The sequence below is a fragment of the Streptomyces sp. NPDC041068 genome (genome assembly GCF_040647455.1).
GTDB lineage: Bacteria > Actinomycetota > Actinomycetes > Streptomycetales > Streptomycetaceae > Streptomyces.
This window is the reverse complement of record NZ_JBEZCG010000006.1, coordinates 309,815-332,553: the sequence shown is the minus strand read 5'-3', so window position 1 is coordinate 332,553 and position 22,739 is coordinate 309,815. Positions and strand designations below refer to the sequence as shown.

Below are 22,739 nucleotides of genomic sequence, written 5' to 3'. Positions count from 1 at the left end.
CCTGTGATCAACGACTGACTGGAGTCGATGACCGTGATCCAAGACCTATCCGCCGACCGGTCCCGTCATGCACTGCTCGGACGCGATGACGTATTCGCGGCCCTCGACCGCCAGGCGATCCAGCGCCGGATCGATGAAATCCGCACCGCCGCCGCTCACGCGCGCTCCGTACGCGGTGAGTACGCCTCCCTGTCCTCCCTGACCGAGGAGGGCGGTGCATGATGTTCCGCCGCACACCCAAGGCTCCCGAACCCGTCAGGGAAACCGTCTGGGTCGACCGCCCCGACGGGACGCAGTTTCCGACCACGCGCACGACCGAGTTCGACCCCGTACCGGTCCCGCCGCTCGACTGGGACCTGATCAGCACCCGTATCGCCGTCGGCATGGTGCTCGCTCTGACCCTGGTGGCCGTGGCGTGGAGCACCTGGTCCATCGGCTCCCTCCTCCACGGCGGCATCGGATACCTGGCCGCAGCTGTCTTCGACCTGTCCTGGGGCACCGCTCTCATCCTCGAATGGAAGAGCCGTTACGACCCGGACAAGCGGACGTTCCCGCTGGTTCTCGGCTGGGGCCTGCTCGCCGTCACAATGGGCGCGATCTTCTGGCACGCCTGGCCGGATCTCCGGTACGCGGTGGTCGGTGCGGTCGTGTCCGGGGTCGCGAAGATCTTGTGGCTCGCAATCATGAAGCACATCCAGGTCACGCTGAACGACATCGACCGGGACGACCTGATGGACCGCCGCTCGAAAGCATCCGTGAGCCTGGCCTTCGCCTCCGTCGACCGGCAGGTGATGCGCACCGACGCCGCCACCGACGCGGTCCGCCGTTCCCTGGAGGCCGCCCGCCCGGTCCGCCTTGAGGTAGCGGCGAGCACGGCGGACACCGACCGCGAAGAACTGGAACGGGTCGGGCAGGAGCAGGCGGACAGGGCCCGCGAGCAGATCGCGAAGGCGGCTGACGCCCGGGAGGCCGGACAGCCCCGGACCGCTCCGGGATCCACCAAGCAGCGCGTCCGGATTCTATACGAGAACGGCACCACGGACCCGGCAGAGATCATCCGTGCCCTGCCCGACGCGAACCCGGAGACCGTCCGGCGGCACGTCCGGACCGTCCGCGCTGAAGGGGGCTACGCGTGATCCCGATCCTGTTCGTCGTGATCGCTGTCGCCGTCGCGCTCCTGTCGGCCCGTTCGGTGCCGTGGTGGATGGCTGCGCTGTTCTTCATCCTCGGTTTCCTCACCGCCGGGACCACGGCCGCAGGGCCGATCAGCCAGATCATCCACACCGTCACCGGAGTGTTCTCGTGACGGACACTCAGCTCAACCACCGGGACGGCGGCATCCCCGCCGTCCCCCTGATGGTCAATTCCGCGAACGTGGCCGTTGGTGCGCTGGCCGCCATCGCCCTGACGATAGGTGCGCCGGTCGCCCTGGCTGTGGTCGGCCTGCTCGCGGCGGGGATGGCCGCGAAGGCGGCGCAGAAGGACGCTCCCCCGCAGGCGAAGCCGAAGCCCGCTCCCCGCAGGCCCGCGCAGCCCCCGGCCAAGCCGGTTCCGAAGCCGGTTCCGAAGCCTGCACCGCCTGCACCCAAACCGGCCCCGAAGGCAGCGCCCAAGCCGACGCCCAAGTCCGTTCAAAGGCCTGCGCCGCCTGCTCCCAAGGCAGCGCCCAAGCCTGTTCAGAAGCAGACCCCCAAGGCGGCACCGAAATCGGCGCCTAAGCCCTCCCCGACAGGTGGGGGGAGGCCGACCCCCAAGGCCGCCCCCAAGGCGCCGCAGAAGCCCGCACAGAAGCCGCAGGGGGGTAGTACGGGCAAGCCATCCACCCCGAAAGGGGCCGAGCGCAAGGGCTCCCTGCCCGGAGCCGGAAAAATCGCGGCCGTCCGCGCACTGCGCAAGCAGAAGGCCGCCGAGGCGCCCACCCGCAGCGCCCGCCGGGACGGTCTCACGGCTGCCCGCCGCAACGCCCGGGACGCCGACCGCAACCAGAAGCGGCAGGCACCCCGGCAGGCACCCGGCAGGGGACAGGCGGGAGGCAAGCCCCGGACCGGGCAGGACAGGCCCAAGGCGGGGCAGGACAAGCCCGGGGCAGGGATCTACCGGCCCGGCGGGGGCGCCTGGAAAGGCCCCGGAGGGCAGGGACGCAGGCCCGCTGGGCAGCGCCCCGGAGGTCAGGGGCGCAGGCCCGCGTCCGGAGCGGGCCGGACCCGTCCGGACGCCACCCGCCGGGACCGGATACGGGACCGGGCCAGGGCCGCACAGGACGCCCGCCGGGGCGCCCGGCGCGAGCGCGCCACCGAGCAGCGCCGCACCCGCCCCGCCCGGCGCGAGATGCGCCGGGAGCTGCGGCGCGCCAATCGCCGCTGCCGGGGCGGGCGTGTGGTCACCAGAGCACTGCGCCGCGTACGGCTGCACCGGCTCGCCGACCGGCTCGCCGACCGTTTGCGCGACCGGAGGGCGAAGCGACGGGCCGCCGCCCGCGCCCGGTACGACGACGCCACCCGGCCCGAACGGCAGGTCAAGGACAAGGTGCAGCGCGCCCCGCGTACCGCACCGGTCATCATCCCCCGCACGTCCACACCGAAGGGAGGCCCGACCATGGGCCAAGGCAACAGCGGACCAAGTACTTTCAGCTTCAAGGACCATGCCGAAGACATGGAGAATGACGCCCGGGCATACGACCCGAACGGCGCCCTGGATGTTCTCGCCTTCCTCGAAGAACTTCCCGAAGCACTTCAGTCCGTGGCCGAGGTGTTCAGGATCCTCGCCGAGAAGTCCGACAGTGAGATGCCGTTCGACCCGAAGGTCGGCGAATCGCTGAATGAGATTCATGGATCGCTCACTTCGGCCGTCGACAAGGCGGAGGACGCCTTCAAGACCTTCCGCCAGGTGCAAGAGGCGGACATCGATCGTCACGAGAACCCCCGCAACGGTCCGCAATCCGAGGCCAAGTGGGACATCGGGAACAACGAATGACCCTGAACCTGGAGAACACGAAGCCTGCGGCCGAGCAGCCCGCCCCGCGTGCTGCTCGCGCCCCGCGTCCGGCCCGACCGCTCGACTGGGCCGCCCCTCACGGGCCCGTGTCCGGCCCGCTGTCGGCCTGTACGGGCGCGTACGCCACCGCCCTGGTAGGTGCGGCGAGCGGCATGCCGCCTCTGATCCCGCTCGCCGTCGGCGTGGCGGGGGTGGTCGGGGACGGCATCGGCCGCACCGTCGCCCGGCGGCTCACGTTGCGTACGGGGTGGACGCGTGCGGTGTCCTGGCTGTCCGCCGGTAGCTGGTGCTCGTGGGCGCTGGCCACCGGTCCGCTGTCCTGGCTCGCCGCTGGTTCACTGGCCGCTGTCAGCGTGGCCATCGGCACCCTCGCCCGGTCGGCGGCCATACACGAGGAGGCGGCCGAAGACCTGCGCAGGCACAGGCACATGGACCGCGAGCGCGCCCGGATCGCGGCCGAGTGGGAGAGCCGTATCGAGCGGGTCGCCGGGATCACCGTCGAGGTCACCGCCGTTGAGTTCTGGGGGTCCGGCCATGGCCTGTCCCTGGAGGCCGACTTGCCCGCAGGAGCGGTCACCTGGCGGAAGATCGCGGCCGTCTCCCGCGAACTGGCCGCCGACGCGAAACTGCCGCTGGGCTGTCTCGTGCAGGTCGAAGAGGGAGCCCGGCAGGGCAAGGTTGTACTCGACGTGATGCGGCGCAACGTCCTTGCCGAGGACACCCCGTACCCCGAGGACTTCGGGCCGCTGTCGGTCCTGACAGGCATTCCTTGGGGACTGCTCGCCGACGCGCGCACCGCCGATGTGTTCCTCCGGGAAGCGTGTGCGATCGTGCTTGGCCCGCCGGGGTCGGGCAAGAGCACGTTCCTTGACGTCGTGCTCGCCGGGTTCTCCCGCTGTACGGACGTCGTCACTTGGGTCATCGACCTGAAGGCGGGCGCGGTGGGCCGCCCCTGGGTGCGTTCGTGGCTGGAAGCCCAGGGACGCATGAAGCCCATGCACGGCTGCGAGCGCCCCCCGACGGACACCCGCCCCGGCGTCGACTGGCTCGCCGGGGACCCGGACGAAGCCCTGCGGATGCTCCGTGCGGCACTGCGGATCAACGCAGCGCGGCAGGCCGCGTATCAAGATCAGATGACCCGGCAGGACACTACTCTGTTGCCGATCGGACCGGAACTTCCGCAGATCATGATCGTGCTGGACGAGGGCGCGGAGCTGCTGACCGGCACCCGGAAAGACCATCCGGTCATGGGTGAACTCCAGCGTGCGGTGAAGAAGTTCATGCGCACCACGCGTGCCATGGGTGAGCGGCTGGTCCTCACCGCCCTGGACGGAAATACTTCTGCGATCGGCGACACCGAGGTCCGGAAATTCTCGCCCGTCGGCGTGGCCCTCACGGCTGCGGAAGGGTCCGGAAACAACACCATGAAGATCTTCCCCAACGCCAAGGTGGACACGACGCAGCTCACCGCGCGCGGTGCCGGGGTGATCGGTTCGGCCACGCCGGAAGGCTTCGCGCCCACGGGCTTCAAGGGCTGGCGTACGGCACCGAGTCTGGCCGCGAAGGTGACCCTGGCGACCAACGCACGCCGCCCGCATCTGGATGCGGTGTCCGCCCGTGCGGCAGGTCCGGACTACGCGGAGAGGTGGAGCGAGGAGCGGGCCGGATGGCTGTGGCGGACCCCGGACGCGGATCCGGATCCGTCCGGATCCGGAGATCCGGACGGCGGATCCGGGGATCCGGATCCGGCACCCGTCCGGACGGATCCGGCGCCGTCCGGCCTCAATCTGAGGTACGCCAGGACCGAGGCGGATGATGATGATCCGGCGGCGGACTGGGTGACCGATGCACTGAGGGAGATCCTCGGTCCCGACACTGGGGTGGAAACCCGTCCGCCCGCACCAGCGGACTGGGTAGCGGACGCGGTGGAGGCGGTCCGGCAGGCGGGTCCGGCGGGGCTCCGCACAAGCGACCTGGAAGCCCGCACGGGCAAGTCGAGGGCAACCGTCCGGGCAGCACTCAAGGCGTACGTGGAACGGGGAGAACTGGCCTACGTTTCGAACGGCCCGCACTCCGTGTACATCCACAAGAGTCACGCTTAGCTACCGGGCAGACTTACCGGTAGCGGCTTACCGGTAACTTACCGGTAAGGCATAAGACCTGTTCAAGCCCCATGACAGCCCCAAGCGACGGTCACCATCTACCGGTAAACGCTCAATTTACCGGTAGATGGTGACCGTCTGTTACGTCAGGACGGGATCGGTACGCCCCGGCTCCACAGCTCCTCAGCATGATCGCGGAAGCGGTCGAACATGCCGCCCTCGCCCCGGCGGTGCAGGTGCAGAAGGGGGCTGTCGTGGCCGACCAGCCGCGCGAGATGCGGTGTGACCATGGCCTGATCGTCGAAGCGGAAGACGGAGAGGGCGACGTGCGAGGCGGCGTCCTCCGGGGCGCTGTAGCGGGCTTCCACCCCGGCCACAGGCCCCATGCGGTCCAGGGCCTCAAGGGACATCTGCACGCGCGTGGAGACGCTCAGGGCGACGTCCTCGATGACCTCGCGCGACCGCGTCACCTCGCCCGCCGGATCACCGAGCAGGAAGCGGATCCGGCATCCGGCGTCGGCCTTCCGGCGCAGGGTCTCCGGGAAGGCGGCGAGCTGGGTCCAGAAGAAGTAATTGGTGTACCCCGCAAGGAAGATGTCCTCGGTGGCTCCGCCGACCAGGTCGGCCCACACGGTCGACGGGCAGGCGGACCGGTACGGATACGAGTGGACGATCTCCAGGTCCCCACCCGTCTTGATCCGGTTCCGGACGGCCTTGGGCCAGATCATTTCCTCGTCAACTCCCAGCGCCTGGGCGGCGTCTTGCCTGTTGCGTGCGTGCGGTACCAGGTCGGCGTTGGCCAGCCATCTTTCAACGGTCTTGCCAGTGACCCCGACCCTTACGGCCAGCCGCCGGGGCGGAAGTCCGGCCGCATCCATAGCGGACCTCAAGGCAGTGTTCAAGGGTCCTCCCCTCGACATTTGGGCGTTCTTCACACTAGCGCCAAGCCGTTCCAACTGTTCGTAAACGGGGGTCAGCTACGTCCTCACGGGCGCCCGACGATTTGAGGCATGGACACGCGCGATGAGCAGGACAGTGGGACCACGGGGCAAATGACCATGCGGGTTTACAGGGTCGACCGGCACGGCACCATCACTCATGACACGGGAACGAAGAAGATCACGGGCACGGGCGCACTGGAGGCCGAGGGGGTCACGCGGTTCCCGCGCTGCTCGTGTCCGGACTGCCGCCGGAAGCGGGCCGCGCGGTGAGCACGCCGACCGACGCGCTGCCGGACCCGGCGAAGTTGAACGGTGATCAGCTCCGGGGATGGGCCTGCGCGCTCTGCGGGGTCAGGCTGTATGGCGACCGATTGATCGGTTCGGTTCCGCATCCCTACAGCGGCGAAGAAACCGATCTTTGGGCCTGCGCGCCCAAGTGCCCGTCGGTGCCTCCCTGGTGACCGCCGGACCGGACTTACGGACTCGTGCCCCCGGGGTGGATCGCCCTCCGGGGGCACGAGTCACGCTTAGGATCCGTCCTGGCGAATTCCTGGATCTTCGCTGCTACGGCTGGCGGTGCGAGGTAGCGGAGCGGCTGCGGTAGACACACCGGACAGCACGCCACGCGTGATCGCCGTGTTACCCCCGAGCCGGCTGGGGTGATCAGCCTTCTGGGAGGACCCCCGCAGCTCGAAGGTGCGTGGTGATCTCTTCGGCGACGTCCGGCGGGACGACCTTGAGCAGGTCCCCGAGGCGTCGCTGATCACTGGGCAGAAGCCACTGCCGGATGATCCGCAGGGCCTCACGATAGGCACGCGCCTGATCGCCCATGCGGGTGAGATCACCGAAACGGGCATCCATGATCCCCGGATGCCGGGCAACGATCTGTTCGCCTGTCTCCTGCGCCACTTGTTCGGCGACCAACGTGATCGTTTCATCGGCCAGCGCGCGGACTTCGGCGATCATCTCGCGGGCGTACGCGATCAGTTCGCGGTTGTCGTTCATGTGCGCGTCCTGGTGCCGAAAAGTTCCGCGTGCGCGAGGCAGTAACGATCAGCCGTGCACCCGCAGCGCAGTGATCCCGGTCCGGTCGGCCCGCCTGCCGAGGATGCCGCCAGCGCGACGGAAGCGGGGTCGACGACCGCCAGCCGCGCCCGTGTGCTCGCGAGCCGTGAGGCGGCGGTACGGGCCGCCAGACTGGCCACGCTGAACTCGGCACGGAGCCGCTGCCGTTCGGCCTCCCGCCGTGCGGCATGTTCTCCTTCCTTGAGCTTGACCATCGCGAGGCGGCGTTCCGCGTCATCGGCTGCCCACCGCACGAGATCGCGCGGGCACGGCTCCCCGAGCAGGACGCGCAGCGCGGGCGAGTCCTGCGGCTCGGGGAGTTCATGAACGCGGGCGTCGGCGATGGCATAGCACCACGCGCACGCGTCACCCGCGAGCGCGGCAGCGGTAAGGACGTTCTTGCCGAAGATCGCTACCGCGTCCTGGTACCCGTGAAGGACGATCTTCAATGCCTCCCGACCGCGCGGGAGTTGGGCGATGCGCACCGTCTCCCGGAGGTCGCGCGCCTGAACGCGGCCGTCCGCGAGGGTGATCGTTTCCGGCACGGGGGGATGCAGGACATCACGGATTTGCCCCGCATAGCCTTCCTCATTGAGGACCCTGCGCCGCGCTTCGGTCCGCCGCTCCTCCGCGACGCGGTCCACGTCGGCGACGTGGACCCGCGCCTTGGAGGCCATGGGCACACGCGGGAGCCGCCCGTTCGCGATCATTGAATACACAGAAACCGTGCTCATTCCTAGACGATCAGCGGCTTGAGCGACGGAAAGTGTCCGTGCTTCTGGCATGGAGGGCTCCTCGGGGGCTCCGGTTTATAAACACACGGTAGCGTGTAAAGCGGACGCGCCCCGGTGTCTCCCTTCGGCCGGTGATCTCCCGGGGCGCGTTCCCCTTTACATGAATACCCGGGAATTAAACCGATCCAGATAATTCCTTCAAGGTGATACCGAGAAATCTTCCCATTCGGCCCCGTTATCACTAGGAGAATTCGCGGATTGCCCTTACGGTGGGGACCGGTAGCCGGATATCCCGGTACCCGATTTGGGAGGCATACATGGGAGCGCGTGTAGGGCGACCGCCCACCGTGAAGAACGGCCGGACCCTCTGGGTCCTCTTGTCGGGTGAACACGCGAAGAAGATCAAGGACATGGCCGCCAGCGAGGACCGCTCCATAGCCGGGATGGCCCGCCGCCTGCTCGTCGAGGCGCTGGAAGCCCGGGAGCGCGAGACCGCGTAACACCCGAGCACACAACCGAACCGCCCGGCCGCAGGAACCCCGCGCCCCTGAGGCCACACCGCAGGACAGACCAAGGAAGGGAGGCAACGCGCGGGTCAACACCAGAAAGGGCCTGCGATGGCCGCCGAAAACCCGAAGATCCCGGCCGAAGATCTCGCCGCATACGTGAAGCGAATCGTCGAACAGGCGCCGCCGCTTTCCGATGAGCAGCGAGACAAGCTGGCCGCGTTGCTCGCCGCCCCCCGAGGGGGCGTGCGGCATGCATGATCAAAAGGAAACCCTCCCGGCCACTACTCCAGGAGGGCGCCTGACGACCGGACGGCAGACCGAATCTGAGAACAACGGTACCCGCGACCGCCGCGTCATAACAGGTCGTGAGGATGCGGGTAATTCGGACGCGACCGCATACGCCGCAGCGGAATATGCCGGACGCGGCTGGCGCGTGCTGCCGGTGCACTGGATCAATGCACAGAATTCCTGCTCCTGCCGTGAAGCATCCTGGATGCCGCCCTGTCCCAGTGCGGGCAAACATCCAGTCGAGAGCGCGTGGACGAAGCAGGCCACGGCTGACCTTGAGCAGATCGCGCGATGGTGGGCCGAGATGCCGGAGGCCAACATCGGGATCGCGACCGGACGCAGCTCCGGTCTGTGGGTGCTCGACATCGACCCCGACCACGGCGGCGCGGACTCGCTCGCGAGGCTGGAAGCGAAGTACGGCCGCCTGCCGGACACCCGGCGCCACCGCACCGGATCCGGCGGACGGCACTACCTGTTCACGATCCCGGACGGCCTCACGGTCAAGTCGAAGACGGCCGCGCTCGGAGAGGCGTACTCCGGCATCGACATCCGGGGAGAGGGCGGTCAGATCGTGGCGCCCCCGTCGGTCTCGGGGAAGGGGCCGTACGTGATCGAGACGGATTGTGCGCCTCTCCCCCCGCCCGCCTGGCTGGCCGGACTCCTCGTGTCGGAGGGATCGGCCACGCGGACAGTGAACGGGGCAGAGACGGCAAGCGGGAGCGCAGCGTCAGCCCTCGTGCTGGATATCTCCCGCACGGATGACGATCCCTACGACTGGGATACCGCCACCACACCGGGCGCCGTTCCGGTCGGGCATCAAGATCGTTGGCTGGCAGACGCGGCAGCGTCCGCACGCGGTATGGGCCTCTCGGACCGTGCGGGCCGGATGATGGTCCGCAAGGTGGCGGACGCGTTCACGAATGATCCGCGCCGGACGCCCTGGACACGCGCCGACGCTGACGCCAAGTGGGCATGGGCGAAGGCGAACTACCCCCATGGTCATGCGCTCGATGACGCCCAACTGTCGCCCGGCATCAAGGCGTTCATAGAGAACCTGCGGCCGGACGCCGTGGCTTCGGAGCGGAGCCGACTCAGCCTGGGCGGGGGCGCCTTCTTCACGGAGGTCCCCGAGACCCCGCCGTCCATCTGGGGCACGGGCGGTGACGTGCTCTGGCCAGAGGGTGAAGCACTGATGATCACCGCGCCGCAGGGCACGGGCAAAACCACGCTCGCGCACCAGATCATCCGGGCGCGCATCGGCCTTCAGGACAACGTCCTCGGCTACCCGGTACGGACCGGCAAGCGGGTGCTCCTGCTGGCCATGGACCGGCCCGCGCAGACCCGCCGGGCAGGCAACCGGATCTTCGGTAAGGACGACCCCGCATACCTCGATGAGCACCTGGTCATCCACATGGGGCCGCCCCCGGCGGACCTGGCACAGAACCCCGATGTCCTGACCCAGATGTGTCAGGCAGCACAGGCAGACACGGTTGTGGTCGACAGCCTCAAGGATGCGGCTGTCGGCCTGTCGGAGGACAGCGTCGGAGCGGGGTACAACCGCGCCCGCCAGAAGGCGCTGGCCGACGGCATTGAGGTACTGGAACTGCACCACCTGACCAAGCGCGGTCCGGGCGGGGGCTCCCCCGATGATCTGGCCGGTGTGTACGGGTCGGTCTGGCTCACCTCAGGTGCGGGTTCCGTCGTGCTGCTGTGGGGCGAAGCCGGTGATCCGGTGGTCCGGCTCCGTCACCTCAAGCAGCCCATGAACGAGATCGGCCCGTTCGATGTGGTCCACGACCACGACGCCGGAACGTCCTCCCGCCAGGAGAGGGCGGACCTGATCGGCCTTGCGTCCGCGTCGGGGGAGGAAGGGATCACCGCGCACCAGGCTGCGGGCGCGCTGTTCGACACCCAGAAGCCGACCCCCGCGCAGAAGGCCAAGGCCGTCAGGAAGCTCGACGCCCTCGTGCGGGCGGGGAAGCTGCTCAAGACTCCGGGCGGGACCGGTGCCCAGGGACCGGCCACCTACCGCGTGAGCGCCGCAGTCCGGACGATCACCGGAAAGGCGCGCGAGGGGGTGCACGGGTAGGTGCACGGGTGCTTGATCGCCGTGTACCTGCACGGTCGGCACAGGGGGTGCACGCCGATCAAGGGATGTGCAGATCAGAGGGTGCACGGCTGGGTGTACGGGGGTGCACGGCGCCTAGGTGCACGGTTTCCACCCCCCTTATAGGGGGGGAAACGTGCACCCCCTGTCGGAAGAGATCCACAAGAGAGGGACTGAATCGATGTCCGAAGAGATCAGCTTTGAGGAGCTGCTCAACCTGGCAAGGGCCGACGCGATGCGTGCGGAAGCCGTCTGCTCCGACTGCGGCACCCCGTGCGTCGGGTGCCCGGAGGGCTGCGCTGAGCACCTTGATCATTTGGTGATCAGGGAAGCCAGCCGATCATGAGTCCGATCACTGAAAGGCGATAGATCATGGGAGCACCTCCGCAGCACCGGGCGAACGCCGCGCAGCACGCCGAGCGCAATGCGAGGATCTTCGAGCTCAAGCTGGCGGGCTTGACCGAACGGCAGATCGGGAACGCGGTCGGACTCAGCCAGCCGCGCGTGAACGAGATCATCTCGGAGCTGGTGGCCGAACGGGTCACCCCGCCCGCAGAGCAGTACGTGCAGGAGCGTGAGGACGAGCTTCAGGATCTGTACGCGAAGGCGTACCGGTCCGTGCTCACGGCCAAGGACACCGACGCCCGGAGCCGTGCGATCACCACCTGCGCGCGGATCAATGAATCCCGCCGGAAGCTGAGGGGCGCCGACGCGGCACAGTCGATCACAGTGCGAGCGGAGGCGAACCTCGATCTCACCGCCGAGCTGGTCACCGCGACGATCTTGAGCACGCTCGATGACCTGATGGATGCGCTTCCCGGTGATCTTCCCGCGCCGTTCCGGGCGGACCTGAGGGAGTGGACCCTCATGCGGGCGCAGGCGCACATCTCGGCCGAGGGGTATGACGACGGACCCGTGCCCGCGCCGCCGCGTCCGATGCTCGCCCTGCCTCCCGGAAGCGCTGAGGGCGGCGCTGACGCCCCCGCGCCACGCGGTGGGCCGCCGGGACCGGCCGAGCCCCAACAGGACGGCGTGGGCGCGGTGATGGCCGCGCTGTCGGCACTTGAGGATGAATTCCCGGGGGTACTGCGAGAGGACAGCGACGATGGATCCGAAGAAGATCAAGCGCAGGTTGCGGGAGATCGCGGCTGATCCTGGGCAGCCAGGCGCGCGCGCTGAGGTGCAGCGGTTGCGCGGTTCGCTGCGGCGTGCGCGGGACACGACGGCACGGCCGGAGCGCAGAATCGTCCCTGACGAAGTCGATCAAGATGCTGAAGCGATCAAGACGTGGCCGCCCGAACTCCGCGCGCGGCTGGGCAGCTACGCGCTCACGCGGGTGATCTTGCCGTGGGGGCGCGACTGAGCGGTAACGAATCGACAACGCTTCCGGCTACAGGCTGTAGTTGAACCCCATGATCGGAGCAGCTTCCGACTCTGCCCCCGCTTTGCAAAGCGATATCGCTCTGACCTGCACGTCCCTTGATCCCTCCCGGTTACGCTCCGTATACCCAGCCGCGAGTTACTACCTCGGTCGTACCGATGCCGAAGGCGCCCACGGCGAGGGCGAGCAGGGCCAGGGGCATGACGAAGTACCTTCCACGGAACGGGGACGGGCCGGGGCGGGGACGGGCCGGGGCGGGGACGGGCCGGCGAGAAGCGGAACCCACAATTCTACGTGCGGAACGCAGCCTCTCGCCCCGGATATTCCGTGGGGGCAACAGCGGACGACGCGTGCGTTACGAGGAGAGGTCGACCCGTGCCGCGATCGGCAGATGGTCGCTGGCCGTCTCCGGCAGCGTCCAGGAGGAGACCGGCTCGACGCCCTTGACCATGATCTGGTCGATGCGGGCCATCGGGAACGACGCGGGCCAGCTGAAGCCGAAGCCGTTGCCCGCCGCGCCCTGCGTGGACCGCAGCTGGGAGGTGACCGCGTTCAGGGCGCGGTCGTTCATCGTGCCGTTGAGGTCGCCGAGCAGGACGACCTTGCCGATCTTCTCGTCGGCGATCGCCTCGCCGAGCGCGTCTGCGCTCTCGTCGCGCTGGTTGGCGGTGAAGCCCGCGTCGAGCTTCACGCGCACCGACGGCAGGTGCGCGACGTAGACGGCGACCTCGCCCTTGGGGGTGGCGACCGTCGTCCGCATCGCGCGCGTCCAGCCCAGCTTGATGTCGACGGGCTTGGTGCCGCTCAGCGGGTACTTGCTCCACAGGCCGACCGTGCCCTGCACCGAGTGGTACTTGTACTGGCCGGAGAGGGCCTTCTCGTACGTGGGGACGGCCTCCGCGGTGAGCTCCTCGAGGGCGATCACGTCGGCGCCGGAGGCCGCGACGTCCTGGGCGGTGCCGGTCGGGTCGGGGTTGTCCGCGTTGACGTTGTGCGTGGCCACGGTCAGGTCGCCGCCGGTGCCCGACTTGTCGGTGATCAGGCCGCCGAACGAGTTGACCCAGACGATCACGGGCAGCAGCAGGGCGATCAGCGCGCTGGCGGACTTGCGGACCAGGGCGACGACGAGCAGCACCGGGACGAAGAGGCCGAGCCAGGGCAGGAAGGTCTCGGTCAGGCTGCCGAGGTTGCCGACGTTGTTCGGGATCTGCGCGTGGAAGATCATCACCAGCGCGATGAAGACGGCGATGCCCGCGGTGACCAGACCCCGCCGCCAGATGCCGGGGTCGCCCCGCCACCCGTCGAGCAGGCGTCGGAACCGGGACCCCGGCCGCTCGGGCCCCGAGCCGCCGCTGTCCGTCTCCGTCATATACGCCTGCGCCATGCTCTCGTCGCCTCACTGCCTGCCGTGCACACCGTCTGTCCCGCCCCTGGAAACCCTAGGCGATGATCGGGTGTCGTCCCTGCCGTCCGCGACGGCCGTACAGGCACCAGGACGAACGGCACGGCGCGGCAGGTTCCTGATCTGCGGTCGAGAACGTCCTCTGTGACGAAATGCGCATAACCCGGCGCGGCTTTCGTACAACCCTCCCGGCAACCCCGGGCAGGCCCCGGCCGCGCCGGGTCACGTACCGCTTCGGTCGGCGGGCCGCAGCCCCTCCAGGACGGTGTCGACGATGCGCTCCGCGAGGCCGTCGTCGAGCGAGGCGTCGGGCCGCATGACCGTGCGCAGCAGCATGGGCCCGACGAGGAGGTCGTTGGCCGTCTCGATGTCGACGTCCGCGCGCAGCTCGCCGCCCGCCACACCCCGCCGCAGCACGTCGTAGGTGGTGCGGCGGCGGGGTTCGACGACCGTGGAGTGGTACGCCTCCCACAGCTTGGGCAGGGCCTTCATCTGCGCGAAGACGTTGTGCAGCAGGGCCGAGGAGCGCATGTTCAGGCCGCGTCGGCGCAGGCCCTCAAGGAGGCAGACGAGGTCGTCGCGCATGGAGGTGCCGGGCAGCTCGGGGTCGGGTTCCTCGAAGACGCGCAGGACGTCGACGAAGAGGGCCTCCTTGCCGTCCCAGCGCCGGTAGATGGTGGCCTTGCCGACGCCGGCGGTGCGGGCGATGCGCTCGATGGAGAGCTCGGTGAGCGGGACGCCGTCCTCAAGGAGGCGCACCACGCCCTCGATGATGGCCTGCTCCACGGCCTCGCTCCTGGGGCGACCGCGGCCGCCCCTCGCGGTCGACGCGCCGTTCGCGATGCCACCGTCGCCCCGGGTGCGCACGCCCTTGTGGATCACGTCGTCTCGTCTCCCTCTCTCCGCTGCGGCTGCCCGGCCGATTCTCTCTCAGCTCCCGGCGGCACCCACCGGCTCGGCCTCCTTCTCCTCGGGTCCCGGCTGTGCGGGCGTACGTCCCGGCAGGAACAGGAAGACGATCACCGCGCCGATGACGGCGACGCCCGCGCCGCACAGCGCCGTGACGTGCATGGCGTGCAGGAAGGAGTCGTTGGCCGCGGAGACCAGGGGCTCGCCCTTGGGGCCGAGCTTCGCGGCCACGCCCAGGGTCGCCTCGATGGACTCGCCCGCGGTGTGCCGCGCCCCTTCGGGCAGCACGGCGAGCTCGTCCTCGACGCCGCCGCGGTAGGCCGTGGAGAGCACCGAGCCGAGGACCGCGATGCCGAGGGCGCCGCCGACCTGCCGGAAGGTGTTGCTGAGCGCGGAGGCGGAGCCGGCCTTCTCGCGGGGCAGGGCCTGCATGATCACGACGCTGGTGGGCGTCATGATGTGCGCCATGCCGGTGCCCATCAGGAAGAAGACGACCTCCAGGAGCCAGATCGGCGTATCGGCTTCGAAGATCGTGAAGGCCGCCAGGGTCGCCATCACCAGGAGCAGTCCGCCGGTGCACACGGCACGGACGCCGAAGCGGTCGACGACGAGGCGGGCGCGCGGCGCGAAGACCAGCTGGGCCACGGCGAGCGGCAGCATCAGCAGGCCGGTCTGCAGCGGCGTGTAGCCGCGCACGCTCTGGGTGTAGAAGACGGCGAAGAAGGTCACGCCCATCAGCGCGAAGAAGACGAGCGCGATGGCGCAGATCGCCGCGGAGAAGACGCGGTTCTTGAAGTACGTGATGTCGATGGACGGGTGGTCGCTGCGCTTCTCGTACAGCACGAAGCCGGCGAGGACGGCGAGACCGGCGGCGATGGTGCCGAGGACGGCCGCGTCGGTGAAGTCGGCGAGCTGGCCGCCCTTGATGATGCCGTAGACGAGCAGGACGAGGCCGATAACGGAGAGCGCGACGCCGAAGAGGTCGATCCGGCCCGGCTTGGGGTCGCGGGAGTCGGGCACCAGCCAGATCATCAGCGCGACGGCGACGATCACGATCGGCACGTTGATGAGGAAGACCGAGCCCCACCAGAAGTGGTCGAGCAGCACACCGCCGGTGATGGGGCCGATCGCGATGGCGAGGCCGACGCCGCCCGCCCAGATGCCGATGGCCTTGGGCTGCTCCTCGCGCTCGAAGACGTTCATGAGGATGGCGAGGGTGGCGGGCATCACGAAGGCCGCGCCGAGGCCCATCACCGCGCGGAACGCGATGAGTTCGACGGGTGAGCCCGACTCCGCGGCGAGCGCCGAGCCGAGGCCGAAGACGACGAGCCCCGCGAGCAGGACCTTCTTGCGGCCGAGCCGGTCGCCGAGCAGACCCGCGGTGAACAGCAGGCCGGCGAAGACGAGCGTGTAGGAGTTGATCGCCCACTCGAGCTCGCTCTGGGTGGCGCCGAGGCCGGTGGGTTCGGGCGTGGAGATCGTCTTGATCGCGACGTTCAGGATCGAGTTGTCGAGCACCACGATCAGCAGGCTGAGCATGAGCACCCCGAGGATCGCCCAGCGGCGCCGGTGAACGGCTTCCGGGATGCGAGAAGGGGTGGGTATGGCAGGGGATGACATGCCGTTCAGCGTAGACCAATTTCGATACGAGACCGTCTCGTATTGGAAAGGCTTTACCCAAGGGCCGTGCCTGGCCGCTCCGCCTCGTCGGCTTGGCCGCTCCTCCGCATTACCGGGGGACGCACTAGCCCCCGGACGGCACGTGATGCCACCATGGACTCGGTCCGGGGACGCCGTCAGGGCGCCTCGAGATGACAGAAGGAGCCGTTGCGATGACGCAGCTTTCGGCTGCCCGGAAGAGCACCGACGCCCCGAAGAGCCCCGACAGCAGCAAGGCGCTGTACGGCGGCAAGGGCACCCGGCGCATCACTGTGCGCGACATCACCGCCGCCAAGGAGCGCGGCGAGAAGTGGCCCATGCTGACCGCCTACGACGCGATGACCGCGTCCGTCTTCGACGAGGCGGGCATCCCCGTGATGCTCGTCGGCGACTCGGCGGGCAACTGCCACCTCGGGTACGAGACGACCGTGCCCGTCACCCTCGACGAGATGGCCATGCTGTCGGCCGCGGTCGTACGGGGCACCTCGCGTGCCCTGATCGTCGGCGATCTGCCGTTCGGCTCGTACCAGGAGGGCGCCGTCCAGGCGCTGCGCTCCGCGACCCGCCTGGTGAAGGAGGCGGGCGTCGGCGCGGTGAAGCTGGAGGGCGGCGAACGCTCCCTGGCCCAGACCGAGTTGCTGGTGCAGTCCGGCATCCCCGTCATGTCCCACCTCGGCCTGACCCCGCAGTCCGTGAACACCATGGGCTACCGCGTGCAGGGCCGCGGCGAGGAGGACGCCCACCGGCTGCTCCGCGACGCCAAGGCGGCGCAGGACGCGGGCGCGTTCGCGGTCGTCCTGGAACTGGTCCCCGAGGAGCTCGCCGCCGAGGTCACCCGCTCCCTGCACATCCCGACCGTCGGGATCGGGGCGGGCGCCGCGTGCGACGCGCAGGTCCTGGTCTGGACGGACATGCTGGGCCTGACCGGCGGGAAGATGCCGCGCTTCGTGAAGCAGTACGCGGACCTGCGCGGCGTCATGTCCGGCGCGGCCAAGGCGTTCGCCGAGGACGTGGTGGGCGGCGCGTTCCCGGCGCCGGAGCACGCCGTCCACTAGCCGGTCGCAGGCCACCGCCGACCGGTCACGGACCACCGCGGCACCACGGCAGCCCGTCGGCCTCCCCCACCGACGGGCTGCCTTTCCCGCCCGGGGCGAACGCCGCAGACCCGACGACGAACGCCGCAGACCCGGTGACATACGCCGAGGAACCTCGCTCCGCAAGCCCCTGTCAGGCCGTGTCAGCGGGATGTCGGTGGTTTGTCGGTGGCGTCTGACAGCTTGGGGGCATGAACCGAATCGACATGACCCCCGACAGCGCGGGAAGCGCCGTCACCGTGAGGGGACTGGTCAAGCACTACGGCGAGACCAAGGCACTGGACGGCGTGGACCTCGACGTGCGCGAGGGCACGGTCCTCGGCGTGCTCGGCCCGAACGGCGCCGGCAAGACGACCCTCGTGCGCTGCCTGTCCACGCTCATCACCCCGGACGCGGGCTCGGCCCTCGTCGCCGGGTACGACGTGGTCCGCCAGCCCCGCCAGCTCCGCCGCGTCATAGGCCTCACCGGCCAGTACGCATCGGTGGACGAGAAGCTGTCGGGCCGCGAGAACCTCTACATGATCGGCCGGCTGCTCGACCTCTCCCGCAAGGAGTCCAGGTCCCGCGCCGACGGCCTCCTGGAGCGGTTCTCCCTCACCGAGGCGGCCAAGCGCCCGGCGAGCACGTACTCCGGCGGCATGCGCCGCCGCCTCGACCTCGCCGCCTCGATGATCGGCAGCCCGGCCGTCCTCTACCTGGACGAGCCGACCACCGGCCTCGACCCCCGCACCCGCAACGAGGTCTGGGGAGAGGTCAAGCGCATGGTCTCCGACGGCGTGACCGTGCTGCTCACCACCCAGTACATGGAGGAGGCCGAGCAGCTGGCCTCCGAGCTGACGGTCATCGACCGCGGCAAGGTCATCGCCAACGGCGGCATCGACGAGCTGAAGGCGAAGGTCGGCGGCCGCACCCTGCGCATCCGCCCGGCCGACCCGCTGGAGCTGCGCCCCTTGGCGAGCGCCCTGGAGGACCTGGGCCTGACCGGCCTCGCCACCGCGTCGGTGGACATCGAGACCGGTACGGTCCTCGTCCCGATCCTCAGCGACGAGCAGCTGACCGCCGTGGTCGGCGCGGTCACCGCGCGCGGCATCACGATCGGCTCGATCGCCACCGAACTGCCCAGCCTGGACGAGGTGTTCCTCTCCATCACCGGCCAGAAGGCCAGTGCCCCGCAGGACGCCCGCCCCACCGAGAACGAACTCGAGGAGGTCGCCGTATGAGCGCCACCACTCTGACGGCCCCCCTCACCAAGGGCCAGGCCGACAGCCGCATAGGCCTGCGCGCCCATGTGCGCCACACCAGCGCCCTGGTCCGCCGCAACCTGCTGTGGATCCGCCAGGACCCGGAGTCGATGTTCGACGCCGTCCTGATGCCGATCGTCTTCACGCTCCTGTTCGTGTACGTCTTCGGCGGCTCCATCGGCCAGGCCCTCGGCGGCGGTCAGGACCAGTACGTGCAGTACGTGGTCCCCGGCATGATGGCGATGATGAGCATGAACATCGCCATGGCCGTCGGCACCGGCTTCAACCAGGACTTCCAGAACGGCATCATGGACCGTTTCCGCACCCTGCCGATCGGCCAGGGCTCGGTCCTCTTCGCCAAGATCGTGGTGGAAGTGATGCGGCTGCTCATCGCGACGACGATCATGATGATCGTCGGCGTCCTGGTGGGCTTCGACATCACCAACTGGCCCGGCCTGTTCGCCTCCGTGGGCCTCGCCGCCCTCTTCGGCACGTCCATCATGTGGATCTTCCTGGTCCTCGGCGTCGCGATGAAGAGCGCCCAGTCCGTGCAGGCGATGGGCTTCCTGGTCCTGATGCCGCTGCAGTTCGGCTCGTCGATCTTCGCGCCGACGCAGTCGATGCCGGGCTGGCTGCAGGGCTTCACCGACTACAACCCGCTGTCCTCCCTCGCCGACGCCGCGCGCGGCCTGATGGTCGGCGGCCCGGTGGCACACGACCTGTGGGTGACGATCGGCTGGTCGGTGGCGCTCACGCTGGTGATGGCGCCGATCGCGATCCATAAGTTCCGCACGAAGAACTGATCAGAAACCGATCAGACACTGATCGCGAGACGATCGGGCACGGCTCACCCGCCGTGCACCGTGCACAGGGCGGTGGCCTCCTCCAACGAGAGGCCGCCGCCTTCTTCGTACGCGATGTCGTACGCCGCGTCACCGAGCGCGGCACGGGTGAGATCCACAGCGGCCCCGTGGATCTCCTGCTCCATGGCGTTCAGGAAGTGCCCCGGCTGCGCCTCGCGGTCGGCGACGGCGAGGATCCGCGCCGCGTCGGCGGCGCGGCTGCCGCCGTCGATCTCGGCGAGCGCGCGGGCCGCGATGCGCAGATGGACGGCGGTCCCCTGCGGGGCGACCAGCGCCGACAGCACGTCGCGGGCCTTCTCCACGGCGGTGCGCGCTCCGTCGACGGCCTCGGCGTACCGCCCCTCCAGCGTGTTGAGCCAGGCCTCCAGGCCGAGCACGAAGCTGTCGAAGACGGCGTGCCCCACGCCGTTGGACTCCGCGCGCAGCAGCCGCAGATGCTCGCGCCCCTCGGCCACGCGCCCGGTGCGGGCGAGCGCGCCGACGAGGAAGAGGCGGGCGCTGGACACCGCCTCGTCGGCATGGCTGCGGGCATCGCCCTCGATGACCTCCCGCAGCAGCGCCTCGCCGCGCTCGAAGTCGCCCGGCGTGCCCGTCGTCGAGTCGGTCAGGACCGAGCCGAGGCGGGCCCGCAGGACGGCCGCCTGGCTGCGGGCGCCCAGCTGTTCGGCGTACCCGACGGCGGCCTCGAAGTCCTGGGCTGCGAGGCCGAACCGGCCGCGCCGCTCATAGGCCTCCCCGCGCGCGGAGAGCGCCTCCGCCACGCCCCAGACGTCGCCGAGCCCCTCGAAGCCCCGCAGCGCCTCGTCCGCGTCGGCGCTCGCGTCGGCCGCCGAATCGGCGCGGTTGGCGAGGAAGTTGGCGCGCATCTGCAGCGCGGCGGCCAGCTCCCAGGCGTGGCCGAGCTCACGGCAGGCGTCGACGGTCGCGTCGAGGATGACGCGCAGGTACTCCATGTCGCCGCCGAGCATGACGGCGAAGAGCCAGAGATTGCCGGGGGTACGGCAGGTCTGCGGGAGCCCCGGGCGGTACGCGGTCCTGATGCCCCGCAGCCTGGCCTCGCCCTCCGGCAGCTGCCAGGAGGCCATGTCCAGCTCCAGGCAGGAGAGTTGGAGCAGATGCGCGCCCCTGCGCGCCTCCACGAGGACCTCGGGGGCCATCGGCGGGGGCGCGGCCGTGCACGGCTCGTACAGCGGGGGCGCGGGGGTGACGGGCGGGGCGAACGGGTCGGGGCCGAGCGCGACGGCGTCGCGGGACCAGACGCCGGTCTCCGAGCGCAGCCCCCGTATCTGCCAGTACCAGGACAGGGACAGGACGAGGCAGAGCGCCTCCTGCTCGTCCTGTGCCGCGACGGCGTGCCGCAGGGCGGTGCGCAGATTCTCGTACTCGGTCTCCAGGCGCTCCACGGCCGCGAGTTGCCCTCGGCCGCGCAGCTCGGGGTCACTGGTCCTTGCGACCTCGCGGTAGTGCACGAGGTGCGCGCGCTCGGCCCCGGCCCTGTCCCCCGCCTCGTCGAGCCGCTCGCCCGCGTACTCGGCGACGGTCTCCAGGAGCCGGTAGCGCATGCCGGCGGGCGAAGGCACGGCGACGACGAGGGACTTGTCGACGAGAGAGCCGAGCACGTCCATGACGTCGTAAGGACCGGCGCACACCTCTTCCGCCGCGGCCAGGTCGCAGCCGCCCGCGAAGACGGAGAGGCGGCGCAGGACGGCGCGTTCGGGGGCGTCGAGGAGGTCCCAGGACCAGTCGACGACGGCGCGCAGGGTCTGCTGGCGGGGCAGGACTGTGCGGGCGCCGCTGGTGAGCAGCCGGAAGCGGTCGTCGAGCCGGTCGGCGATCTGGCGCGGGGTGAGCATCCGCAGGCGGGCGGCGGCCAGTTCGATGGCGAGCGGCAGGCCGTCGAGGCGGCGGCAGATCTCGGCGGCCGAGACGGGGTCGTCGCCGACGGCGAACCCCGGCTTCGCCGCGGCGCCCCGCTCGGCGAACAGACGCAGCGCGACCGGCTCGGGCAGCGGCTCGACGGGGCGCAGCAACTCGCCCGGTACACCGAGGGGTTCGCGGCTGGTGGCGAGGACCGACAGGCCGGGGCAGCGGGCGAGGAGCTCCTCGGTGAGGCGGGCGGCCGCCTCGACGACGTGCTCGCAGTTGTCCAGGACGATCAGCATGCGGCGCGGGGCGCAGTGCTCGACGAGGCGGGCGACGGCGTCCTCGCCGTGCCGCTCCGAGATGGCCCGCATCTCCTCGGCGCCCGCGCCGCGCAGCACGGTCTCGCGGGCGCCGAGCGCGGTGAGGACGGCGGCGGACACGTCCGCGGGTTCCTCGACCGGCGCGAGCTCGGCCAGCCACACGCCGTCGGGGAAGCCCTGCGCGACGGTCTCGGCGGCCTCCTGCGAGAGCCGCGTCTTTCCGGCGCCGCCGGGCCCGAGCAGGGTGACGAGCCGTTCGCGGCCGAGATCGCTCCTCAGCCCGCCGATGTCGCTCTCCCGCCCGACGAAGGAGGTGAGTCGAGCCCGCAGATTCCCGACGACGCGGTCCCGCACGGGTGCGCTCGCCGCCTCCCCGCCCTCTCCCCTGAGCAACTCGCCGTGCAGTGACCGGAGTTCGGGCCCGGGGTCGACACCGAGCCGGTCGGCGATGTCACGACGTACGCCTTCGTACGCGGCGAGGGCCTCGGCGGGGCGGCCCGTGTCGCGCAGGGCACGCAGCCGCAGGACCTGCAGGGGCTCGTCGAGGGGGTGGCTCCCGCACAGCGCGGCGAGCTCGGGCAGGGCGTGTTCCGCCTCGCCGAGGGCGAGGGCGGCGGCCATCCTGGCGCGGCGGGCATCGAGGTGGCGGGCCTGCCAGCGGGCGGCGTCCGCGGTGCGCTCGGGCAGGTCGGCGAGGGGTTCGCCGGTCCACAGGGCGAGGGCGTCGTCCAGGACCTCGGCGGCCTTCGGGGCGTCGCCGTCCGTGAGGGCGCGGGTGCCTTCGCCGACGAGGCGGTCGAAGCGGAACACGTCCACGTCGTCGGGGTTCGCGCGCAGCCGGTAGCCGCCGTCCGCCGAGACCACGGCGTCCGCGCCGAGGGCCCTGCGGAGCCGGCCGACCAGGGCCTGGAGGGCGCCGGGGGCGTCCGCGGGCGGCTGTGCGGCCCAGACGTCGTCGACGAGGGCGGTGGCGGAGACGGTGCGGCCGGGGTGCAGGGCGAGGGCGGTCAACAGCGCGCGAAGGCGTGCGCCGCCGACGGGAACGGGACTTCCATCGGGCCGCTCACCTCTGGCCGCCCCCAGCACGCAATACTTCACGGCCCCATTGTCCATGGGCCGCGCCCCTGCCCGGGTGGGCGCCTGGTCGACCGGTCGCCCAGCGGCTTCGGGCCGTGCCCCCCCTTCCCCCGGCTCTCGGCTTCACTCAAGCAGGGGAGACCCCGCTCGCCCCAGCGGCACGATTGCCCACAGCAGAAGGGGCCAGCGG

21 protein-coding genes are annotated in these 22,739 nt (G+C 70.2%); 14 read left to right on the top strand and 7 right to left on the bottom strand.

The window, feature by feature from the left end; genetic code table 11:
* The first annotated feature begins 27 nt into the window (after positions 1-27).
* Genes AB0B50_RS16325 through AB0B50_RS16305 form a run of 5 tightly spaced genes read left to right on the top strand, consistent with a single transcriptional unit; the run spans position 28 to position 5,096 of the window.
* Entirely contained in the window at positions 28-222 is a 195-nt protein-coding gene (locus AB0B50_RS16325) for a hypothetical protein (RefSeq protein ID WP_362331187.1), read from the top strand.
* On the top strand, positions 219-1,136 hold the full coding sequence (locus AB0B50_RS16320; RefSeq protein ID WP_362331184.1) for a hypothetical protein: 918 nt from the start codon (positions 219-221) through the stop codon (positions 1,134-1,136). The genes AB0B50_RS16325 and AB0B50_RS16320 overlap by 4 nt, the downstream gene beginning before the upstream one ends.
* A complete protein-coding gene (locus AB0B50_RS16315) occupies positions 1,133-1,306 on the top strand; it encodes a hydrophobic protein (protein ID WP_362331181.1) in 174 nt (57 codons plus the stop codon). The genes AB0B50_RS16320 and AB0B50_RS16315 overlap by 4 nt, the downstream gene beginning before the upstream one ends.
* Positions 1,303-2,973 (top strand): hypothetical protein, encoded by a 1,671-nt coding sequence (locus tag AB0B50_RS16310; RefSeq protein ID WP_362331179.1) that lies wholly within the window; start codon positions 1,303-1,305, stop codon positions 2,971-2,973. Before AB0B50_RS16315 ends, AB0B50_RS16310 begins: the two co-directional genes overlap by 4 nt.
* Positions 2,970-5,096 (top strand): hypothetical protein, encoded by a 2,127-nt coding sequence (locus AB0B50_RS16305; RefSeq protein ID WP_362331176.1) that lies wholly within the window; start codon positions 2,970-2,972, stop codon positions 5,094-5,096. Before AB0B50_RS16310 ends, AB0B50_RS16305 begins: the two co-directional genes overlap by 4 nt.
* Positions 5,097-5,242: 146 nt before the next feature.
* On the opposite strand, the gene AB0B50_RS16300 is transcribed toward AB0B50_RS16305, so the two are convergent.
* The 3 genes from AB0B50_RS16300 to AB0B50_RS16290 all read right to left on the bottom strand — a co-directional run bounded on the left by AB0B50_RS16300 (position 5,243) and on the right by AB0B50_RS16290 (position 7,887).
* Complete coding sequence (locus AB0B50_RS16300; protein WP_362331174.1) at positions 5,243-5,824, bottom strand: XRE family transcriptional regulator; 582 nt, start codon at positions 5,822-5,824, stop codon at positions 5,243-5,245.
* Positions 5,825-6,700: 876 nt separating this feature from the next.
* Entirely contained in the window at positions 6,701-7,042 is a 342-nt protein-coding gene (locus tag AB0B50_RS16295) for a hypothetical protein (protein WP_362331171.1), read from the bottom strand.
* Positions 7,039-7,887, bottom strand: coding sequence for a helix-turn-helix domain-containing protein (locus tag AB0B50_RS16290; RefSeq protein WP_362331168.1), 849 nt, complete (start codon positions 7,885-7,887; stop codon positions 7,039-7,041). Before AB0B50_RS16290 ends, AB0B50_RS16295 begins: the two co-directional genes overlap by 4 nt.
* 266 nt (positions 7,888-8,153) lie before the next feature.
* On the opposite strand from AB0B50_RS16290, the gene AB0B50_RS16285 reads away from it, so the two are divergent.
* The 6 genes from AB0B50_RS16285 (at position 8,154) to AB0B50_RS16260 (ending at position 12,103) form a co-directional block, all read left to right on the top strand.
* Complete coding sequence (locus tag AB0B50_RS16285) at positions 8,154-8,336, top strand: hypothetical protein (protein WP_362331165.1); 183 nt, start codon at positions 8,154-8,156, stop codon at positions 8,334-8,336.
* Positions 8,337-8,453: 117 nt separating this feature from the next.
* Positions 8,454-8,603 (top strand): hypothetical protein, encoded by a 150-nt coding sequence (locus tag AB0B50_RS16280; protein ID WP_362331163.1) that lies wholly within the window; start codon positions 8,454-8,456, stop codon positions 8,601-8,603.
* Complete coding sequence (locus AB0B50_RS16275) at positions 8,596-10,722, top strand: bifunctional DNA primase/polymerase (protein WP_362331160.1); 2,127 nt, start codon at positions 8,596-8,598, stop codon at positions 10,720-10,722. The genes AB0B50_RS16280 and AB0B50_RS16275 overlap by 8 nt, the downstream gene beginning before the upstream one ends.
* A gap of 199 nt (positions 10,723-10,921) precedes the next feature.
* Positions 10,922-11,086, top strand: a complete 165-nt coding sequence (locus tag AB0B50_RS16270) for a hypothetical protein (RefSeq protein ID WP_362331157.1) — start codon at positions 10,922-10,924, stop codon at positions 11,084-11,086.
* A gap of 26 nt (positions 11,087-11,112) precedes the next feature.
* Positions 11,113-11,892, top strand: a complete 780-nt coding sequence (locus AB0B50_RS16265) for a hypothetical protein (protein WP_362331154.1) — start codon at positions 11,113-11,115, stop codon at positions 11,890-11,892.
* Positions 11,846-12,103, top strand: a complete 258-nt coding sequence (locus AB0B50_RS16260; protein ID WP_362331151.1) for a hypothetical protein — start codon at positions 11,846-11,848, stop codon at positions 12,101-12,103. Before AB0B50_RS16265 ends, AB0B50_RS16260 begins: the two co-directional genes overlap by 47 nt.
* 373 nt (positions 12,104-12,476) lie before the next feature.
* Here AB0B50_RS16260 and AB0B50_RS16255 read toward each other — a convergent pair whose 3' ends face one another.
* From AB0B50_RS16255 to AB0B50_RS16245, 3 genes are all read right to left on the bottom strand, one after another.
* On the bottom strand, positions 12,477-13,505 hold the full coding sequence (locus AB0B50_RS16255) for an endonuclease/exonuclease/phosphatase family protein (RefSeq protein ID WP_362331148.1): 1,029 nt from the start codon (positions 13,503-13,505) through the stop codon (positions 12,477-12,479).
* Positions 13,506-13,745: 240 nt separating this feature from the next.
* Positions 13,746-14,366: a TetR/AcrR family transcriptional regulator gene (locus tag AB0B50_RS16250; RefSeq protein WP_362331658.1), complete on the bottom strand. Its 621-nt coding sequence runs from the start codon at positions 14,364-14,366 to the stop codon at positions 13,746-13,748.
* Between the two features lie 87 nt (positions 14,367-14,453).
* The gene (locus AB0B50_RS16245) at positions 14,454-16,052 is read right to left on the bottom strand and encodes an MFS transporter (RefSeq protein WP_362331145.1); all 1,599 of its coding nucleotides are present in this window, start codon (positions 16,050-16,052) and stop codon (positions 14,454-14,456) included.
* A 212-nt stretch (positions 16,053-16,264) separates the two neighbouring features.
* Here AB0B50_RS16245 and panB point away from each other — a divergent pair, with 212 nt between their 5' ends.
* From panB to AB0B50_RS16230, 3 genes are all read left to right on the top strand, one after another.
* Positions 16,265-17,146: a 3-methyl-2-oxobutanoate hydroxymethyltransferase gene (gene panB / locus AB0B50_RS16240; protein ID WP_362331142.1), complete on the top strand. Its 882-nt coding sequence runs from the start codon at positions 16,265-16,267 to the stop codon at positions 17,144-17,146.
* 230 nt (positions 17,147-17,376) lie between these two features.
* Positions 17,377-18,405 (top strand): ATP-binding cassette domain-containing protein, encoded by a 1,029-nt coding sequence (locus AB0B50_RS16235; protein ID WP_362331139.1) that lies wholly within the window; start codon positions 17,377-17,379, stop codon positions 18,403-18,405.
* A complete protein-coding gene (locus AB0B50_RS16230) occupies positions 18,402-19,229 on the top strand; it encodes an ABC transporter permease (protein WP_362331136.1) in 828 nt (275 codons plus the stop codon). Before AB0B50_RS16235 ends, AB0B50_RS16230 begins: the two co-directional genes overlap by 4 nt.
* 44 nt (positions 19,230-19,273) lie before the next feature.
* Here AB0B50_RS16230 and AB0B50_RS16225 read toward each other — a convergent pair whose 3' ends face one another.
* A complete protein-coding gene (locus AB0B50_RS16225) occupies positions 19,274-22,585 on the bottom strand; it encodes a BTAD domain-containing putative transcriptional regulator (protein WP_362331134.1) in 3,312 nt (1,103 codons plus the stop codon).
* Positions 22,586-22,739 lie beyond the last annotated feature (154 nt).

Coding starts and splice junctions, on each gene's coding strand:
- AB0B50_RS16325 (WP_362331187.1), top strand. CDS start 28: ATGACCGTGATCCAAGACCTATCCGCCGACCGGTCCCGTCATGCACTG.
- AB0B50_RS16320 (WP_362331184.1), top strand. CDS start 219: ATGATGTTCCGCCGCACACCCAAGGCTCCCGAACCCGTCAGGGAAACC.
- AB0B50_RS16305 (WP_362331176.1), top strand. CDS start 2,970: ATGACCCTGAACCTGGAGAACACGAAGCCTGCGGCCGAGCAGCCCGCC.
- AB0B50_RS16300 (WP_362331174.1), bottom strand. CDS start 5,824: ATGATCTGGCCCAAGGCCGTCCGGAACCGGATCAAGACGGGTGGGGAC.
- AB0B50_RS16295 (WP_362331171.1), bottom strand. CDS start 7,042: ATGAACGACAACCGCGAACTGATCGCGTACGCCCGCGAGATGATCGCC.
- AB0B50_RS16290 (WP_362331168.1), bottom strand. CDS start 7,887: ATGCCAGAAGCACGGACACTTTCCGTCGCTCAAGCCGCTGATCGTCTA.
- AB0B50_RS16285 (WP_362331165.1), top strand. CDS start 8,154: ATGGGAGCGCGTGTAGGGCGACCGCCCACCGTGAAGAACGGCCGGACC.
- AB0B50_RS16280 (WP_362331163.1), top strand. CDS start 8,454: ATGGCCGCCGAAAACCCGAAGATCCCGGCCGAAGATCTCGCCGCATAC.
- AB0B50_RS16275 (WP_362331160.1), top strand. CDS start 8,596: ATGCATGATCAAAAGGAAACCCTCCCGGCCACTACTCCAGGAGGGCGC.
- AB0B50_RS16270 (WP_362331157.1), top strand. CDS start 10,922: ATGTCCGAAGAGATCAGCTTTGAGGAGCTGCTCAACCTGGCAAGGGCC.
- AB0B50_RS16265 (WP_362331154.1), top strand. CDS start 11,113: ATGGGAGCACCTCCGCAGCACCGGGCGAACGCCGCGCAGCACGCCGAG.
- AB0B50_RS16260 (WP_362331151.1), top strand. CDS start 11,846: ATGGATCCGAAGAAGATCAAGCGCAGGTTGCGGGAGATCGCGGCTGAT.
- AB0B50_RS16255 (WP_362331148.1), bottom strand. CDS start 13,505: ATGGCGCAGGCGTATATGACGGAGACGGACAGCGGCGGCTCGGGGCCC.
- AB0B50_RS16245 (WP_362331145.1), bottom strand. CDS start 16,052: ATGTCATCCCCTGCCATACCCACCCCTTCTCGCATCCCGGAAGCCGTT.
- panB (WP_362331142.1), top strand. CDS start 16,265: ATGACGCAGCTTTCGGCTGCCCGGAAGAGCACCGACGCCCCGAAGAGC.
- AB0B50_RS16235 (WP_362331139.1), top strand. CDS start 17,377: ATGAACCGAATCGACATGACCCCCGACAGCGCGGGAAGCGCCGTCACC.
- AB0B50_RS16230 (WP_362331136.1), top strand. CDS start 18,402: ATGAGCGCCACCACTCTGACGGCCCCCCTCACCAAGGGCCAGGCCGAC.
- AB0B50_RS16225 (WP_362331134.1), bottom strand. CDS start 22,585: ATGGACAATGGGGCCGTGAAGTATTGCGTGCTGGGGGCGGCCAGAGGT.